The sequence below is a fragment of the Naumannella cuiyingiana genome (genome assembly GCF_013408305.1).
Taxonomy (GTDB): domain Bacteria; phylum Actinomycetota; class Actinomycetes; order Propionibacteriales; family Propionibacteriaceae; genus Naumannella; species Naumannella cuiyingiana.
Window position 1 is genome coordinate 1,745,218 of the sequence record NZ_JACBZS010000001.1, and the last position, 16,476, is coordinate 1,761,693.

Genomic DNA, 16,476 nt, shown 5'->3' on the forward strand with positions numbered 1-16,476 from the left:
CGCGCCGGGCGCCGCCGAGACCGCGGGCCTACTGAACACCGCCGACCGCTCTCCTAGGCTGGTCCGGTCATGAAGAATCCCGTCCGCTGGATCGTCGAGCCCGGCTATCGCTCCGAGCAGGCCGCCTGGTGGCCGAGCCTCGTCCTGAGCGGAATGGCCGTGCTGGTGACGGCGGTGCCGTGGGCGCTGCTGGCCATCGACCAGCCCCGCAGCCCGGACTCGTTGCGGTACGCCGCTTTGTTCCTCGCGTCGTTGCTGGTCACCGGCGGCTGGGGTCTGCGGCGTCACTATCCGGGCCTGATGCTGGCGATCGGCATCGCGGGCTGCCTGCTGCTGGTGATCCTGCGCACCCCGGTGCCGGCGATCGCCATGGTGCCCTTGATCATCTTCGACTACGGACGCTGGAGCACGCGCTACAGCCGGCTCGCGGTGGGGGCCGGTCTGGTCGGGGCGGTGCTCGGGCCGATGGCCTGGATGCTGTCGCCGGAGTATGTCCAGGGCGGTGCCACCGATTGGTCGCTGTCGATCTTCCTGGTGCTCGTCTTCGGCTGTGCCGGGATGGTCGTCGCGCCCTATGTGATCGCGCGCTTCCTGCGGGCCAGCGACGCCCGGGTCGAGGAGCGACAGGCGAGCGAGGCGGAGCGGATGCGGCACGCGCTGGCCGAGCGCGAGCACCGCGCGCGGACCGCCGAGGCGAATGCCCGCAACCAGATCGCTCGCGAACTGCACGACATCGTCGCGCACTCGCTGTCGGTGATCGTGGTCCAGGCCGAGGGCGGCCGCGCCCTGGCCGAACGCAAGCCGGACAAGGCCGCCGACGTGCTGAACACCATCGCCGACACCTCCCGGGAGGCCCTGGACGAGATGCGCCGGATCGTCGGCGTGCTGCGGGACGGGCCGGAGGCCGCCAACCAGCCCGACTATCTGCCGGCGCCGACGCTGGCCGAGATCGGCGAGATGGTCGCCCGGGCCGGCGACCGGTTCCGCTACGACGAGCAGGGTACGCCCCCGCGCTACGCCTCCCGGGCGCTGCAGCTCACGGCGTACCGCGTGGTCCAGGAGGCCGTGACCAATGTGTTGAAGCACGGCGGACCGGCGGCGCGTGCGGAGGTGATCGTCACCTATCACAGCGACGCCGTCGAGCTGAGCGTGATCGACGACGGACACGGCGCGGCCGCCGGAAATGATCTTCAGGGACATGGCTTGCAGGGCATGCACGAACGGGTGCATGCGATGGGCGGCCGGCTGGTCGCCCGCCCGCGGGCGGGCGCCGGATTCGCCGTGCACGCCGTCCTGCCGCTGGCCGCGCAGCCGCCGCAGCCGTACCGGCGCCCGGTCGCCGCAGCGGAGGCCGTCGAGCCGGGGCCCGCCGGCCTCGATGCGCTGCGGGCGACGATGGCCGATCCGCGGCCCCCGGCGTACCCGGGAAACTCACGATGAACACATTCACCACGAACAACAAGGGCGAGCGATGAGTCTGAAGATCTATCTGTGCGACGACCAGGCGCTGGTGCGCGGCGGCTTCCGGATGCTGATCGAGGCCGAAGATGATCTTGAGGTGGTCGGCGAGGCGAGCAACGGTCAGCAGGCCGTGCGCGATCTGACCCGTCGGCCGGCCGATGTGGTGCTGATGGACATCCGGATGCCCGTGATGGACGGCGTCGAGGCGACGCGGGCCCTGGTCGAGGCCGACAACCCGACGAAGGTCCTGGTGCTGACCACCTTTGATCTCGACGAGTACGTCTTCGCCGCGCTGCGCGCCGGTGCCAGCGGCTTCCTGCTGAAGGATGCCCGGCCGGACGACCTGTTGTCGGCGATCCGCGACGTGGCGAGCGGCGAGGCCGTCGTCGCGCCGAGCGCCACCCGCCGGCTGCTTGATCATGTCGTGCAGCACCTGCCGACCGGCACCGGCGAACGGACCGACGACCCGCGGCTCGGCCTGCTCACCGAGCGCGAGCGCGAGGTGCTCGGCGAGGTGGCCAAGGGCGCGACCAATGGCGAGATCTGCCGGACCCTCTACATGGCCGAGGGCACCGTGAAGACCCACATCGGCCGGCTGCTCGCCAAGCTCGAGTGCCGGGATCGGGTGTCGCTGGTGCTGTTCGCCTACGAGACCGGGATCGCCAAGGTCAACTGAGACCGCCGGCGGCCGCCGCGTACCCGTCGAGGAGGGGTGTCGGCGCTCCGAGCCGGGGCGGTAGGGTTCGATACGTGCCCCGACCTCCGGGGCCGCACCAGTGCTCACTGGTGGAGCCACCACCCGAGCGCACTGCGGGTGGGCCTCCGCCGCCGCAACGTCGAGGAGACCGCCGTGCCCACCCATGACTACGAAGCGCTGCTCAACGCCGACGTCTACGACGCCAACGAGGACAAGGTCGGCAGCGTCGGCCAGCTCTTCCTCGATGACCAGACCCAGAATCCGAGTTGGGTGACGGTCGGCGTCGGGCTCTTCGGCGGCAACGAGATCTTCGTCCCGCTCGCCGACGCCCAGTTCGTCGAGGGCCGGATCCGCGTGCCCTACACCAAGGACAAGATCAAGGGCGCACCCGCCCAGGACGTCGACCAGCACCTCTCCCGCGAGGAGGAGGATCTGCTGTACGCCTATTACGAGGTACGCGGGCAAGGTGGCATGCCGCCCGCCGACGACCGCGCGCAGGCGGGTGCGGTGGGCCAGGCTGGTACGGCGGGCGTCGCCGAGCGGGAGGCGGCCGACCGGGACGCGACCGAGCAGGCCGAGCAGGCCGAGCAGGCCGAGCAGGCCGAGCAGCAGACCGTGCTTCGGGAGCCCGGCAACGCGGACGCGACGCGCGGTGAGTCGACGGCCGGCCCGGGTCTCGGGGCGGCGGGCGTGGCCGGCGCAGGTCTGGGCGCGGCGGCTGCCGCCGGCGGAGCCGACGACCAGCCCCGAACCGGCGAAGCCGGCGAGGAGTTCACGGGCCAGGGCCGGCGCGGCATCGCCGACGACCGTGCCGGTGACGAGACCGCGACGCCCGGCCGGGACGCCGGGGCACCGGGCGCTGAGTCGGCATGGGCCGACCCGCGGACCGCCGCCGAACAGGAGCAGGACCGGAGCGCGACCCCGGCCGATGCGGAACCGGGCGACACGGCATCGGGCGATGCGGGACTCGGCGCCACGGTCGGAGGCGCGTCGGTGGGTGACGAGCCGACCGTGGATGCGCCGGCGGCGACCGAGCGCAGCGTCCCGGGACCGCTGACGAGCAACGACGAGGGCGATTACGGCGTACCGGCCGACCGGCGCGATGCCGCCGCAGGCGAGTTCGCGGCGTCCGAGGAGACCGTCGAGGGCGTCACCGTCGAGCAGGTGGCCGTCGAGCCGGATCCGGCGGTCGGCGCCGACGATCCCTACGCCACCTCCCCCGGCGGTGAGGTCACGGACGAGACGACGCTCGAGGACTCCCCCGCCACCGAGACCCGGGACTCCGAGTTCCAGGAGTCCGAGACGCAGGACTCCGAGACCCAGGACTCCGAGACCGGGAACTTTGAGAACCGGGGCGCCGATGCAGAGGACGATCCGGTGCCGGGCGCGGCGTTCGCGGGCGCGACCGGCGCCGCCGGCGCCATCGGCCTGGCCGGCGCGGTCGCCGCCGATCGAGACGCGGCCGAACGGGACGCGGCCGAACGGGACGCGGGCGAACGAGACGACGAGCGCACCGCCGACCCGGACCGGGACGAGACCGCCACCGAGGTGGACGAAAGCGCCGAGGACACCCGATCGATCGACACGGACGACCTCGCCGCCGGCGCCGACTCCGGCGACCTGCAGCCGGGCATGGGCAGCATGGTGGACCCCGAGGACCCGTACCAGCCCCACCCCATTCCCGCCGATGCCTTCGCCGGAGCCTCCACCGACGAGGCCGACACCCCGGCCGCCATTGACGAGACCCCGGCCGCCGCCGACGAGACCGACAAGACCGACGAGACGAGCCTCGCGGCCGCGGATGCGGCGGACATCACGGCAGCCGAGGACGAGGACTTCGCCGGTACGTCCGACGCTCCCGACGCCCGGCCCGCCGCCGGGGACGCCTTCCTCGGCGACGGCGGGGCGCAGACCCCCGAGGGCTACGTCGTGGAGGACGTCCGCAGCGACGAGGAACTGATCGTCACCGAGCGCACCGACAGCATCGGCGACGTCTCGGGCAGCACCGGCGACGTTTCGACGGGTACGCCGGTCGACGGCATCGACGGCTCCGATGACGACCTGTTGGGCACCACCCCGGAGGACCCCGACGCCGCCGACCGGTTCGGACCGGCCGCGGGAGCGCCCGCCGACGGGTCGCCCGGGTTCGGTGCGGCGGCGGGGGCCGCCGGTGCGGCCGGATTCGCCGCAGCCGGCCGGTCGACCGACCCGGGCACCACCAACCCGGGCACCAGCGACCCGGGCCCGACCAACCCGGGCACCAGCGACCCGGGCCCGACCAACCCCACGGCGGGCCCGACCAGCACCCCGCGAACCGAGCAGCCCCCGCGCACCGGGCAGCCCCCGCGTACCGGACAGACTGGCGGCCGCGGCGACGGGATGGTCCGCTTCGAGGACGGCCTGGCGAAGGCGCAGGTCGGGCTGACGAAGTTCCTGCGCTATGTGCTCACCGAGGCCGAGCGGCTCGCCGGGCGCGCCAACACCCGCCTCGACGAGATGGAGCGCGAGGGCCGACTGCCGGGCCAGCGGCGCGATCCGCGGTCCGGCGATCCCCGGGGCGGCACCGGCCGCTGAGCTCTGCCCGCCCGGTCAGGCACGCTCGCCCGCGGGCGCCTGACCGGGCGCGGTGTCAGACCCGCAGCTCGCTGCGCCGGGCCGGCTCGACGGGCGGGGCCGGCTGGACCAGCTCCCCCAGCCGGCCGGGCAGCTCGCTCAGCCCGCGCCACCAGCGCACGGTGGCCGACAGCTCCAGCCGGACGATGCCGGGCCGATCGGTGGCCACGAAGCCGAGCTCGGCGAGCAGCCCGCCCGAGACGTCCGGGCAACCCGCGGCGGGCGCGGCCTCCACCGCCGCCACCGGCCGCGGCGCGCGGAGCAGCCGCGCACACGCCCCGCGTACCAACTCCTTCGACACCCGGCGCAGCGACTCGCTGGGCGCCACCCGCAGCGCGGTCAGCACCGCCGCGTCGGGCTCGAACGCCAGCTCCGCCGGTGCGGCCGGCGGTGGGGAGAGCAGCAGCCAGCCGGCACACCGCCCTCCGGCGAAGTACGCCACCCCGGCAAAGCCCCAGACCGAATCCGCGAGCCGGGCGCGCAGCAGGTCCGCTTCCCCGACCGCTCCCCCACCCAGCGGGGGCAGGGCGCCCACTGACGCCGCGCCCACGCGTTGCAGCCGGCTGACGATCATGGGCCCATCGTAGGCCGGTCCGTACACTGAGGCGCATCATGAGGCACCCTTGGAGAATGAGCACGCCCGCCAGGCCGGAATCCGTCGCCGACCCGGGCGACGGTGGCGCCGTGGCCGGCTCGGCCCGGCGTCAGGACACCCGGCTCGATTCCTATGTCGACCGGTACGCCGCGCGTACCCACGGCATGAAGGCATCGGCGGTGCGCGCGCTGTTCGCCGTCGCGAATCGCCCCGAGGTGGTGTCGCTGGCGGGCGGGATGCCCAATATCGCCGACCTCCCCCTGAACGTCGTCGGCGACGCGATGCGCGAGATGATCCTCGACGTCGGGCCGCAGGCCATGCAGTACGGCTCCGGCCAGGGCGAGCCGGAGCTGCGCGAACAGATTTGTGAGGTGATGTCGCTGGAGGGGATCGCCGCGCATCCGGACGATGTGACGGTCACCGTCGGCTCGCAGCAGGCGCTCGACCTGCTGACCCGGATCTTCTGCGACCCCGGCGATGTGGTGCTCGCCGAGGCGCCGAGCTATGTCGGGGCCCTGAACACCTTCGGCGCCTACCAGTCCCGGGTGGTTCATGTCGGCATGGATGATCATGGTCTGGATCCGGCCGCGCTGCGCGAGGCCTGCGCGTCGCTGCAGCGGCACGGGGCGCGCGCGAAGTTCCTCTACACGATCCCGAACTTCCAGAACCCGGCCGGGCTGAGCCAGCCGGTGCAGCGGCGCCGGGAGCTGATCGAGGTGGCGCGCGAGTTCGACCTGTTGATCATCGAGGACAATCCCTACGGGTTGTTGAACCTCGCGGGTGATCCGCTGCCGGCCATGCGATCCATGGACGCCGAGCGCGTGATCTATCTCGGCTCGTTCTCGAAGACGTTCGCGCCCGGTTTCCGGGCCGGCTGGGTGCTCGCGCCACATGCGGTACGCGAGAAGCTGGTGCTGGCCCAGGAGGCGGCGACGCTGTGCCCGCCGGTGTTCTCCCAGTTCGCCGTGTCGAAGTACCTGTCCAGCCATGACTGGCGCGGGCAGATCGAGTCGTTCAAGTCGATGTACGCCGCCCGCCGCGACGCCATGCTGGCCGGCCTCTCCGAGCACATGCCGGCCGGCACCACCTGGACGCGCCCGGACGGCGGCTTCTTCGTCTGGCTCACCCTGCCCGAGGGCCTCGACTCCCAGGCCATGCTGCCCCGCGCGGTGTCCAACCGGGTGGCCTATGTGCCCGGAACGGCCTTCTACGCCGACGGTCTGGGCAGCCGGAACATGCGGCTGTCCTACTGCTATCCCACGCCCGAGCGGATCATCGAGGGCACCAAGCGGCTGGGCGAGGTGCTCGGCCGCGAGCTGGAGCTGCACGAGACCTTCGGGCTGCATGATCAACCGCGGGCCGTGGAGCGCAGCCAGGCGCCGCGCCCGGACCAGCGGTGAACGCGGCCGTGGGCGAACCCACCGTCGTGGTGCTCGCCGGTGGGCTCTCGCACGAGCGCGAGGTCTCGTTGCGGTCCGGACGGCGGGTTGCCCGGGCGCTGGCGGACGCGGGCCACCGGGTCACCGAGGCCGATCTCGACTCGGCCCTGATCCCGACCCTGGTCGATCTTGCCGATCCCGTCGTCTTTCCGGTGTTGCACGGTGAGACCGGCGAGGACGGCTCGTTGCGCGAGGTGTTGGACCTGCTCCGTGTGCCCTATGTCGGCGCCGGCCCGGCCGCATCCCGAATCGCCTTCGACAAGTCGATCGCGACGACCGTGGTGGCCGACGCCGGGGTCCGCACGCCGCGCCAGGTCGCGCTCCCCCACGAGGTCTTCCGCGAGCTCGGCGCCGCGTCGCTGGTCGGCGCGCTCGGTGATCAACTCGGGTTTCCGATGATGATCAAGCCGGCCCGATCGGGTTCGGCCTTGGGCTGCACCCGGGTCGACGAGCCGGCCCAGGTCGCGCAGGCGATGATCGCGGCGTATGCCTACGGCAATCTGGCGGTGATCGAGACGTTCGTCGCCGGGACCGAGGTCGCCGTCACCGTGCTGGACGTCGGGGACGGTCCGGAATCCCTGCCCGCGGTGGAGATCCGGCCCGATTCGGGGGTCTATGACTATGCGGCTCGCTACACCGCCGGGGCGACGCGGTTCCTGGCGCCGGCGGACATCACCGATGCCGACGCACGGGCCTGCGCGGAGCTGGCGCTGCGGGTGCACGACGTGCTCGGCCTGCGTGATCTGTCCCGGACGGACATGATCATCGGCGCGGACGGACCCGTCTTCCTGGAGGCGAATGTGGCGCCCGGGATGACCGAGACCTCCAGCGTCCCGCTCGCGATCGAGGCTGCCGGACGGGACCTGGTGGGCGTCTGTTCCTCGGTCGTCGCCGCCGCGCGCCGGCGTACCCGATGATCATGACCGAGGACGAGCCCCGCCAGGTGTCGGCGCGACCGGCCGGGCGAGTGGCGCCGCTGTGGCAGCGAGCGTTGATCATCGCCGCCGGGGTGCTGGCCGCGGCGGTGATGGCGGGGCTCGGGTTGTGGCAGGCGCAGGTCTTCGTGGACGACGGGGTACGCAATGCGGCCGCCCGCGCCGACCTGCCGCCGGCGCCGCTCGACGAGGTCGCGCCGGCCGGAACATCGCCCGTCGACTGGTACGGCCGGACGCTGACGGTCGCCGGGGAGTACCTGCCCGAGACGCAGGTGCTGATCCCCGACGGGCAGCGCTTCCGGGTGTTGACGGCGCTGCGCACCGATCGCGGGAACGTGCTTCCGGTGGTGCGGGGCGTGGTCGAGCGTCCGTCCGCTCCCCCGCCGCCGGCGGGGCGGGTGGAACGCTCGGGGGTGCTGCTGGCGCCGGAGCTGGGTACCGAGGCGGAGCTGCCGCCCGGCCAGATCGGTTCGGTACGCCTGGCCCGGCTTGCCCAGACGTGGCCGCGGCCGCTGGTCTCGGGCTTCGTCACGCTGCCGGCGGAGCAGGCCGCCGCTGAGGGCCTGGCGCCCGATCGGCTTCGGCTTCCCGATGCCGGCGGATCGGCCCGCAATCGCGGCTATTCCGTGCAGTGGTGGATCTTCGGCGCGTTCGCGCTCGGCATCTCGATCAAGATCGCCCACGACGCCGGCCGCGGCCGCGGGGTGTTGTCGCGGCGGCTGGGCTGACCCGCGATTCGGTTTCGACGATCCGGTCAACTACAGTCCGTAGTGTGGACGAGAAGGGCATACGAGGCGCGCTGACCCGCTATCGGGTGATGGCGTGGATCGTCGGGATCCTGCTGGTCGTGCTGGTCTGCGTCGGCGTACCGCTGAAGTATCTGGCCGGCAACGACACCGTGGTGACCTGGACCGGCATCCCGCACGGCTGGCTCTACATGATCTTGCTGATCACCGCCTTCGACCTCGGCCGGCGGGTCAAGTGGCCGCTGTGGCGGCTGCTGGTGATCGCCGCAGCCGGCACGGTGCCGTTCCTGTCCTTCGTCGCCGAGCGGTACGCCACCAAGGACGTCCGCGCCAAGCTCGCCAGCGGCGAGATCGGCCGCCCGGTCCCCGCCACCGACTGACCCCTCCCGCAGTGCCCCGCCGTTTGTCGCGGCAGGCTCCTGGTCGACCATCTCCTCGTCAGCTATCGCCGCCTGGAGGTGCCCGCAGGGGGCGATAACTGACGACACAACCGGGTGCGGGTCGGGTCGACCGCTCTGTATCGATTCAGGCGCGCTCGCCCAGCAGGTCGAGGATCCGCTGCAGGTCGTCCTCGCCGGCGAACTCGATGGCGATCCGGCCGCGGTGCCGCGCCCCGATCTTCACCTCGACGCGCGTCTCGAAACGATCCGACAGCCGCTCCCCCAGCTCCTTCGCTCGCGGCGACGGGGCGGCGCTACGCCGTTCGCGTGGCGCCGCGGTCTCGGACTCCCCGAGCGCGACGACCTCTTCCGTCGTGCGCACGCTCAGGCCCTCGGCGACGATGCGTTGCGCGAGCCGTTCCTGGGCCGCGCCGTCGGCGAGTCCGAGCAACGCGCGAGCGTGGCCTGCGGACAGCACACCCGCGGCGACCCGTCGCTGGACCGTCGGTGGGAGGCGAAGCAGGCGGAGCGTGTTGGAGATCTGCGGGCGCGAACGCTTGATGCGTACCGACAGCTCCTCCTGGCTGCAGTCGAAGTCGTCAAGCATCTGCTGGTACGCCGCGGCCTCCTCCAGCGGATTGAGCTGGGCCCGATGCAGGTTCTCCAGGAGGGCGTCGCGGAGCAGGTCATGCTCGTCGGTCTCGCGCACGATGGCCGGGACGGTCTCGCGGCCCGCCGCCTTCGACGCGCGGAGCCGCCGCTCCCCCATGACCAGCTCGTATCGATCGCGGCCGAGCGGGCGTACCACCACCGGCTGCAGCACCCCGATCTCGCGCACCGAGTCCGTGAGCTCGGACAGATCGTCCTCGTCGAAGGTGGTGCGCGGCTGCCGGGGGTTGGGGCTGATCGCGGCCACCGGCAGCTCGGCGTAGCGCGAGCCCTCCGGCATCTGCGGCGGTGGCGTGCCGTTGATCACCACCGAGTCCGCGGGGCCCTCGTGGTCGGTCCGCTGGAACAGCTCGCCGAGCCCGCGGCCGAGGCCGCGGTTCTTGCCGGACTTCGGGGTGCTCATGCGTTCTCCTTCGCGCCGCGCCTGGCGATCTCTTCCGAGACCTTCAGGTACGCCTCGGCACCGGCCGAGGCAAGGTGGTAGGTGATCACGGACTGGCCGTAGCTGGGCGCCTCCGAGATGCGTACCGAGCGGGGGATTGCGGTGTCGAGGGTTTGCTCAGGGAAGTGCTGGCGTACCTCGTCGGCGACCTGGGAGGACAGCCGGGTCCGGGCGTCGAACATGGTCAGCACCACGGTGGACAGCCGGAGGTCGTCGTTGAGCTCGCCCTTCACCAGATTGATCGTGTTCATGAGTTGGGACACGCCTTCGAGCGCGTAATACTCGCACTGGATCGGGATCAGGATCTCGCGCGCGGCGACGAGGGCATTCAGCGTGAGCAGGCCGAGCGACGGGGGACAGTCGAGCAGGACGTAGTCGACCTCGGCCGTTTCCAGATGCTTGGCCACGGCCTTGCGCAGCCGCGTCTCGCGCGCCACCGATGACACGAGCTGGACCTCGGCTCCGGCCAGGTTGATGGTCGCCGGGAGTACCGACAGCGTTTCCGCCTCGGGCGACGCGACCGCGTGGTCCGCGATGCTCGCGCCCTCCAGCAGCACCTCGTAGGTGCCGGGAACGTCCTCGTGGTGCTCGACGCCGAGCGCGGTGGAGGCGTTTCCCTGCGGGTCCAGGTCGATGACCAGCACGCGCAGACCGCCGAGCGCAAGGCCGGTCGCGATGTTGACCGTGCTGGTGGTCTTGCCGACACCGCCCTTCTGGTTGGCGACGACGATGATCCGCGGCTCGCTCGGGCGGGGGAGTGCCGTTTCACGTGAAACGGGGGTGTCCAGGTCGTCGGGGCGCTCCACGGGCGGCGTCTCGTCGGCGTCGAAGCGCGCTCGCTTGGCGCTCTTCGCCGCGCCGGCCATCCGGGCCACCGCCGATTCGCCGTCGCGCTCGCCCGCCACCGGCGCCGAACGCTCTCGGTCCTCGGCTCGCTCGATGCGTGTCGATCCGGCCACGGCGGGGCTCCTCGTCTCGTCCGACTCCGGGTCCGTTTCACGTGAAACGCCCGGCCAACCCAACGCTATCGCTTCGGGCGGACGGCCCGGCCAGCCCAGTGCCGACTCGACCTCATCACCCGCTCGCGCCGATCGCTCGACCATGACCACCTCTCAGTCGCGCCGGAGCCGCACGGCGGTCGTCGGCTCCGCGTCTGCATGGGCCCGGACCTCCAGCACCTCGGCCCGCACGCCCAGCCGTTCGAGGGTACGCCGCGCAGCACGCACCTCGTCGGAGGCCGAACAGCCCTTCAGGGCGAGCACGGACCCACCGTCGGCCATCAACGGCACCGACCATTCCGCCAATCGGCCCAGGGGAGCGACGGCACGAGACACCACCGCGTCCCAGCCGCCCGTCACTTCCTCTGCCCGCGCCCGCGACACCGACGCCCGATCGCCGAGAGCGAGGTCGTCCACCGTGCTCTCCAGGAAGTTCGCCCGCCGCAGCAGCGGCTCCAACAGCGTCACCCGGAGGTCCGGTCGGCCGATCGCCAGCGGGATCCCCGGCAGGCCCGCACCGCTCCCGACGTCGACCACGCTCGCCCCGGCCGGCACCAGTCCGGCCAACGCGTACGAGTTCAGCAGATGGCGGGGCCACAGCCGCGGTACCTCGCGCGGTCCGAGCAGCCCCTGCTCCACGCCGGCGCTCGCCAGAATGTCGACATATCTCTGAGCGAGCCCGAACCCGTCGCCGAAGACGGCCCGCGCGATGTCGAGCTGCCCGGAACTCTCGGTCACGCCGACGGCAGCACCACGACGTGGCGCCGCGGCTCCTCACCCTCGGACTCGCTCCGCAGGCCGGCCTCGGCCACCGCGTCGTGCACGATCTTGCGCTCGAACGGGTTCATCGACCCCAGCGCAACCGAGTCCCCGCTGTTGCGTACCTCGAGGATCGCGTCCGCCGCCAGCTCCCGCAGCTCCGCCCGACGTCGGTCGCGGTGCCCACCGATGTCCAGCATCAGGCGGCTCCGGCGCCCGGTCTCCGTCATCACCGCCAGTCGCGCCAGCTCCTGCAGCGCGTCCAGCACCTCCGCGTCCTTGCCGATCAGCACCTCGGCGTCGGTGATGATCGACACCTGCGCCCGGCCACCCTCGGTATAGCTGTCGATGTCGCCGTCCAGATCGGCGATGTCCAGCAGCTCCTCCAGGTAGTCCGCCGCGACCTCGCACTCCTCGTCCAGCGGGGACAGTTCTGGCTCCTCCGCCTCGGCCTCCGGCGCCTGGGCCGCAGCCCCGTTCGCCTCGGGCGTCGCGTTCGCCTCGCTCGTCGCGCTCTCCTCGGGCGTCGCGCCCACCTCGGGCGCCTCCGTCGTCGCGGCGGGTACGCCCTCGCCCTGCGTCGCCGTCTCCTGCTCGCTCTGGCTCATCTACTCTCCTCTGATTCCAGGGGTCCCGGGAAGCCCGGGACGAGAACGCACGCGGCACGCCGCCGCGCGGTGGGGTCCTACCGGCGACCGCCCTTGCGGGTCGATCGCGACTTCTTGCGTGGTTGCTGGCGCTGGACCTTGGGGGCCTCGTCCTCCGGCTCGGCCTCGGTGGCAGTCGCCGCGGCGCCCTTCGCCGGGGAGGCGGGCTTGCCGTTGGCCTTGGCCCGCTCCTCTTCCATCTTCTTGCGCCGCAGGTAGGTGGGGTCCTTCTCCTTCGGATCCCCGCCCTTGGCGATGATCCGGGCCTCCCAGGCGGCATAGGCCGGCGTACCCGGTGTCGGGTTGTTGCGGATGATCCAGGCCTGCTGGCCCATGGTCCACAGGTTGGTGGTGAGCCAGTAGATCAGCACACCGATCGGGAAGTTCACGCCGCCGACGGCGAAGATGATCGGGAACAGGTACAACATCATCTTCTGCTGCTGCGCCATCGGGCCCTCCAGGGCCTCCGGCGGCATGTTCTTCCGGGTGATCTGGAGCTGGGTGTAGAACATCGTGCCGCACATCGCCAAGATCAACACGACGGTGACGATCTGCACCGCGATCAGGTCCGGATTGCCGAAGCTGGGCAGGAATGTCGCCGAGATCGGCGCCCCGAAGATCGTCGCGTTCTGCAGCGACGGGACCAGTTCGGGGTTCTGCACGATCCAATAGCCCGTGGGGATGCCCCGCGAGGCCCCGTTCAGCACGTTGAACAGCGCGAAGAAGATCGGCATCTGCAAGATCAGCGGAAGACAGGACGCCATCGGGTTGACGCCCTCTTCACGCATCAGCTTCTGCGTCTCGATCGCCATCCGCTCGCGATCACCGGCGTACTTCTTGCGGATCTCCGCCATCCGTGGCTGGACGAGCTGCATGTTCCGCATGGATCGGATCTGCCGGACGAACAGCGGGAAGATCGCGATCCGGATCACCGCGGTCAGGCAGACGATCGACAGCACCCAGCCCCAACCGCTGTCGACGCCGAGCAACTGGCCCCACAGCGAGTGGAAGAGCACGAGCAGACCCGAGACCACCCATTCCAGGGGCCACAGGATCGTGGAGAAGAAGCCTCCGATACTGGCAAACAGGTCGTTCATCGGTCAGTCGATTCCTCGCGACGCAGGGGACGAAAACGTGGGGGAGGGGGTACGCCGAAGCTCCGCGAGCTCATCGGCCCAGGCGGTCGCGGCCGGCGTACCCGGAACCGGGTCGTAGCCGCCCCGCGACCACGGATGGCAGCGGCCGATCCGACGGATCGCGAGCCCGCCGCCGCGCCAGGCGCCGTGGGTTTCGACGGCCTCCAACCCGTAGGCGGAGCAGGACGGGTGGAACTTGCACACCTGCCCGTAGAGCGGGCTGACGATCAGCCGGTACGCCTTGAGGAACGCGATCAGCAGCGTCTTCATGCGCCGGCCTCCAGCTTGCGCAGGCAGCCGCGCCAGGCCGAGCCGAGGTCCTCGGACAACTCGGCCGACCGGCCCGCCGCGGGCAGTGCCCGCACGACCAGGTGGGTGCCGGCGGGGGTATCGGCGAGCAGGTCCCGACCGAGGTGCCGCAGCCGGCGCTTCACACGATTGCGGGTGACCGCGTTACCGACGGCCCTGGACACGACAAAACCGACGCGCGTGGGCGCGTCGGTGTGTCGGCCGTGCACGACGACGGTGGGACGGGCCGATCGCACCCCGCCGCGGACCGTGCGGCGAAAGTCGTCGCCAGCGGTCATCCGGGCGGGGGCGGGCAGCACGCGCGAGGGTCGGTCGGTCAGCCGGCCAGGCGGGTACGGCCCTTGCGCCGGCGCGCGGCCAGGATGGCGCGGCCCGCGCGGGTGCGCATCCGCAGGCGGAAGCCGTGCGTACGGCTACGCCGACGGTTGCTCGGCTGGAACGTGCGCTTGCTCACGAGTCACTCCTCGGGGACGGCCGCAGGCACACCGACGTACGCTTCGCCTGCTGGGATCAAGGAAAAGGTCGCTGACGGCCAGCGACCAGTCAACGGTACGCGGCCCCGCCGCCACGGTCAAACGCCGACGCGACCACAGCGGCGCGCATCTGTCCACGCGACACGCCGCACCGGCGATGATTGGTCCTTGCGCCACTTGCTGCTGCCCCTCCACGTTGGTAGCTTCGTCACTCCGAGCGGACGAGGCCGCCTGGTCCCGGCGGCAGGTATCCGGAGACGGTTCCCACACCTTGTGGATAACTCCTGTGGGTATCTCCTTGCCCGGATGCGGCCGGACCGCTCGCCGATTGGTCTGTCACGCACGATTGCCGGAGCGGAGGGTGTGGAGCTTTGTCCGAGTCCTCCGACGGCCAGTCTCCGTTCGACGGCCACGCCCGTGACGGATCGGGCCACGGTCCGGACTCCAATCCGCTGCCGACCGTCTGGGAGCGCATCGTCTCCGACGCGCCGCGGGAGCAGGGGATCTGGTTGCGCCGCAGCCAACCGCTGACCCTGCACGAGTCAACCGCCGTCGTCGCGGTCGCGAATGACTTCACCCGCGACCGCATCGAGACCCGGATGCGGCAGACCCTCGAGCAAGCCCTCGGGCAACATTTCGGCCAGCCGATCCGGCTTGCGCTGACGGTCGACCCGACCCTGGCGGATCTGCCCGCCGACGACCCGGCCGAGGCGACCGAGCACGATCCCGAGCCGATCGCACCGCTGCCGCCCCCGGCCACCAGCAACGGCGCGGGTATCGACAGCCGACTGAACCCCAAGTACTCCTTCGAGAACTTCGTCATCGGGGCCTCCAACCGGTTCGCGCACGCGGCCGCGGTCGCCGTGGCCGAGACCCCGGGCAAGGCGTACAACCCGCTGATGATCTACGGGGACTCCGGCCTGGGCAAGACCCATCTGCTGCACGCGCTCGGCCACTATGTGCGCAACTACTACGACCGGGCGCGGGTGCGCTACGTGTCGACCGAGGAACTCACCAACGACTTCATCAACGCGATCCAGAACAACCGGCAGGCCGAGTTCCGCCGGCGCTACCGCGACGTGGACGTGCTGCTGATCGACGACATCCAGTTCCTGGAGTCGAAGATCCAGACCCAGGAAGAGTTCTTCCACACGTTCAACACGCTGCACAACGCACAGAAGCAGATCGTGATGACCTCCGACCGGCCGCCCAAGCTGCTGGAGGCACTCGAACCCCGCCTGCGCAGCCGCTTCGAGTGGGGACTGATCACCGATGTCCAGGCTCCCGACCTGGAGACCCGGATCGCGATCCTGCGGAAGAAGGCCGCCCAGGAGCGGCTGACCGCCGGCCCGGACGTGCTGGAGTTCATCGCCACCCGGATCCAGACCAACATCCGCGAGCTCGAGGGGGCGCTGGTCCGCGTCACGGCGTACGCCAGCCTGCAGCGCGAGGATGTGGACCTGACGCTGGCCGAACAGGTGCTGAAGGACCTCATCCCCGAGGGCGACGAGGCCGAGATCACCGCCTCGACGATCATCGCCCAGACCGCCGGCTATTTCGGCATCTCCATCGACGATCTCACCGGACAGTCGCGCACCCATGCCCTGGTCAGCGCCCGGCAGATCGCGATGTACCTGTGCCGGGAGCTCACCGAGCTGTCGCTGCCCAAGATCGGCCAGCAGTTCGGTGGCCGCGACCACACCACGGTGATGCACTCGGAGCGGAAGATCCGCACCCAGATGGCCGAGCGCCGAAGCGTCTTCAACCAGGTCACCGAGCTGACCAACCGGATCAAGAGCCAGGCCTCGCGCCGCTCCTGAGAGCCCGGTCGCCTCCGCGGACCCGGGCCGCCCCCCATCACCCCTCCATCACCCCGAATCGGGCGTGATCTTCCTTACATTCGTCTCAGTCAACCGTTGGGGAGAACCCTGTGGAGAACTGTGGACAGGGCCGTGGACCGCGATCGGCCGAGAGTTCTCGTCGATTGCCCATCCGCATCTCCTCCCCGTGTAATTCCGACCTTCGCACACCCCGGTCAACACCCTTGACATGGCGCTGACCAGGCAAAACACCGGATTCTCCACAGCATGCACAACGCCTACGACGACGACCAGAAGACAACCATCTCCCACCTGGTTGAAGTCTGCCGACCACCGAACTGGGGACAATCGTCCGTC

Annotated in this window: 16 protein-coding genes and 1 pseudogene; 8 read left to right on the forward strand and 9 right to left on the reverse strand. The window is 71.2% G+C overall.

From position 1 onward, the window contains the following. The first annotated feature begins 69 nt into the window (after window positions 1-69). The 3 genes from GGQ54_RS08035 (at window position 70) to GGQ54_RS08045 (ending at window position 4,732) form a co-directional block, all read left to right on the forward strand. Entirely contained in the window at window positions 70-1,440 is a 1,371-nt protein-coding gene (locus GGQ54_RS08035) for a sensor histidine kinase (RefSeq protein ID WP_179444916.1), read from the forward strand. A 31-nt stretch (window positions 1,441-1,471) separates the two neighbouring features. Next, the gene (locus GGQ54_RS08040) at window positions 1,472-2,137 is read left to right on the forward strand and encodes a response regulator (RefSeq protein WP_179444917.1); all 666 of its coding nucleotides are present in this window, start codon (window positions 1,472-1,474) and stop codon (window positions 2,135-2,137) included. Between the two features lie 174 nt (window positions 2,138-2,311). After that, window positions 2,312-4,732: a PRC-barrel domain-containing protein gene (locus tag GGQ54_RS08045; protein ID WP_179444918.1), complete on the forward strand. Its 2,421-nt coding sequence runs from the start codon at window positions 2,312-2,314 to the stop codon at window positions 4,730-4,732. A gap of 55 nt (window positions 4,733-4,787) precedes the next feature. Here the strand turns inward: GGQ54_RS08045 and GGQ54_RS08050 are convergent, their stop codons facing one another. Beyond that, complete coding sequence (locus GGQ54_RS08050) at window positions 4,788-5,345, reverse strand: hypothetical protein (protein ID WP_179444919.1); 558 nt, start codon at window positions 5,343-5,345, stop codon at window positions 4,788-4,790. Between the two features lie 56 nt (window positions 5,346-5,401). Between GGQ54_RS08050 and GGQ54_RS08055 the strand changes: the two genes are divergently transcribed. The 4 genes and pseudogenes from GGQ54_RS08055 to GGQ54_RS08070 form a co-directional block, all read left to right on the forward strand. Next, a complete protein-coding gene (locus GGQ54_RS08055; protein WP_179444920.1) occupies window positions 5,402-6,766 on the forward strand; it encodes an aminotransferase-like domain-containing protein in 1,365 nt (454 codons plus the stop codon). 8 nt (window positions 6,767-6,774) lie between these two features. Then, window positions 6,775-7,722, forward strand: coding sequence for a D-alanine--D-alanine ligase (locus GGQ54_RS08060; protein WP_179444921.1), 948 nt, complete (start codon window positions 6,775-6,777; stop codon window positions 7,720-7,722). A 2-nt stretch (window positions 7,723-7,724) separates the two neighbouring features. Further along, window positions 7,725-8,468 (forward strand): SURF1 family protein, encoded by a 744-nt coding sequence (locus GGQ54_RS08065; protein WP_179444922.1) that lies wholly within the window; start codon window positions 7,725-7,727, stop codon window positions 8,466-8,468. Window positions 8,469-8,515: 47 nt separating this feature from the next. Continuing rightward, window positions 8,516-8,866: pseudogene (locus GGQ54_RS08070) on the forward strand (DUF3817 domain-containing protein); the annotation flags it as partial. 145 nt (window positions 8,867-9,011) lie between these two features. Here the strand turns inward: GGQ54_RS08070 and GGQ54_RS08075 are convergent. From GGQ54_RS08075 to rpmH, 8 genes are all read right to left on the reverse strand, one after another. Continuing rightward, window positions 9,012-9,938 (reverse strand): ParB/RepB/Spo0J family partition protein, encoded by a 927-nt coding sequence (locus GGQ54_RS08075; protein ID WP_179444923.1) that lies wholly within the window; start codon window positions 9,936-9,938, stop codon window positions 9,012-9,014. Continuing rightward, the gene (locus tag GGQ54_RS08080) at window positions 9,935-10,843 is read right to left on the reverse strand and encodes a ParA family protein (protein WP_179446497.1); all 909 of its coding nucleotides are present in this window, start codon (window positions 10,841-10,843) and stop codon (window positions 9,935-9,937) included. Before GGQ54_RS08080 ends, GGQ54_RS08075 begins: the two co-directional genes overlap by 4 nt. A gap of 246 nt (window positions 10,844-11,089) precedes the next feature. Continuing rightward, window positions 11,090-11,713, reverse strand: coding sequence for a 16S rRNA (guanine(527)-N(7))-methyltransferase RsmG (gene rsmG, locus GGQ54_RS08085; protein WP_179444924.1), 624 nt, complete (start codon window positions 11,711-11,713; stop codon window positions 11,090-11,092). Beyond that, a complete protein-coding gene (locus GGQ54_RS08090) occupies window positions 11,710-12,342 on the reverse strand; it encodes a Jag family protein (protein WP_179444925.1) in 633 nt (210 codons plus the stop codon). Before GGQ54_RS08090 ends, rsmG begins: the two co-directional genes overlap by 4 nt. A gap of 77 nt (window positions 12,343-12,419) precedes the next feature. Further along, the gene (yidC, locus tag GGQ54_RS08095; protein ID WP_179444926.1) at window positions 12,420-13,478 is read right to left on the reverse strand and encodes a membrane protein insertase YidC; all 1,059 of its coding nucleotides are present in this window, start codon (window positions 13,476-13,478) and stop codon (window positions 12,420-12,422) included. Between the two features lie 3 nt (window positions 13,479-13,481). Beyond that, the gene (yidD, locus tag GGQ54_RS08100) at window positions 13,482-13,787 is read right to left on the reverse strand and encodes a membrane protein insertion efficiency factor YidD (RefSeq protein WP_179444927.1); all 306 of its coding nucleotides are present in this window, start codon (window positions 13,785-13,787) and stop codon (window positions 13,482-13,484) included. Next, window positions 13,784-14,125 (reverse strand): ribonuclease P protein component, encoded by a 342-nt coding sequence (rnpA, locus tag GGQ54_RS08105; RefSeq protein ID WP_179444928.1) that lies wholly within the window; start codon window positions 14,123-14,125, stop codon window positions 13,784-13,786. Before rnpA ends, yidD begins: the two co-directional genes overlap by 4 nt. Before the next feature lie 17 nt (window positions 14,126-14,142). Further along, window positions 14,143-14,280 carry a 50S ribosomal protein L34 gene (gene rpmH, locus GGQ54_RS08110; protein ID WP_179444929.1) on the reverse strand — a complete coding sequence of 46 codons (138 nt, stop codon included), beginning with the start codon at window positions 14,278-14,280 and terminating at the stop codon, window positions 14,143-14,145. Between the two features lie 390 nt (window positions 14,281-14,670). Between rpmH and dnaA the strand changes: the two genes are divergently transcribed. Further along, window positions 14,671-16,119, forward strand: a complete 1,449-nt coding sequence (gene dnaA / locus GGQ54_RS08115; RefSeq protein WP_179444930.1) for a chromosomal replication initiator protein DnaA — start codon at window positions 14,671-14,673, stop codon at window positions 16,117-16,119. Window positions 16,120-16,476: the final 357 nt, after the last annotated feature.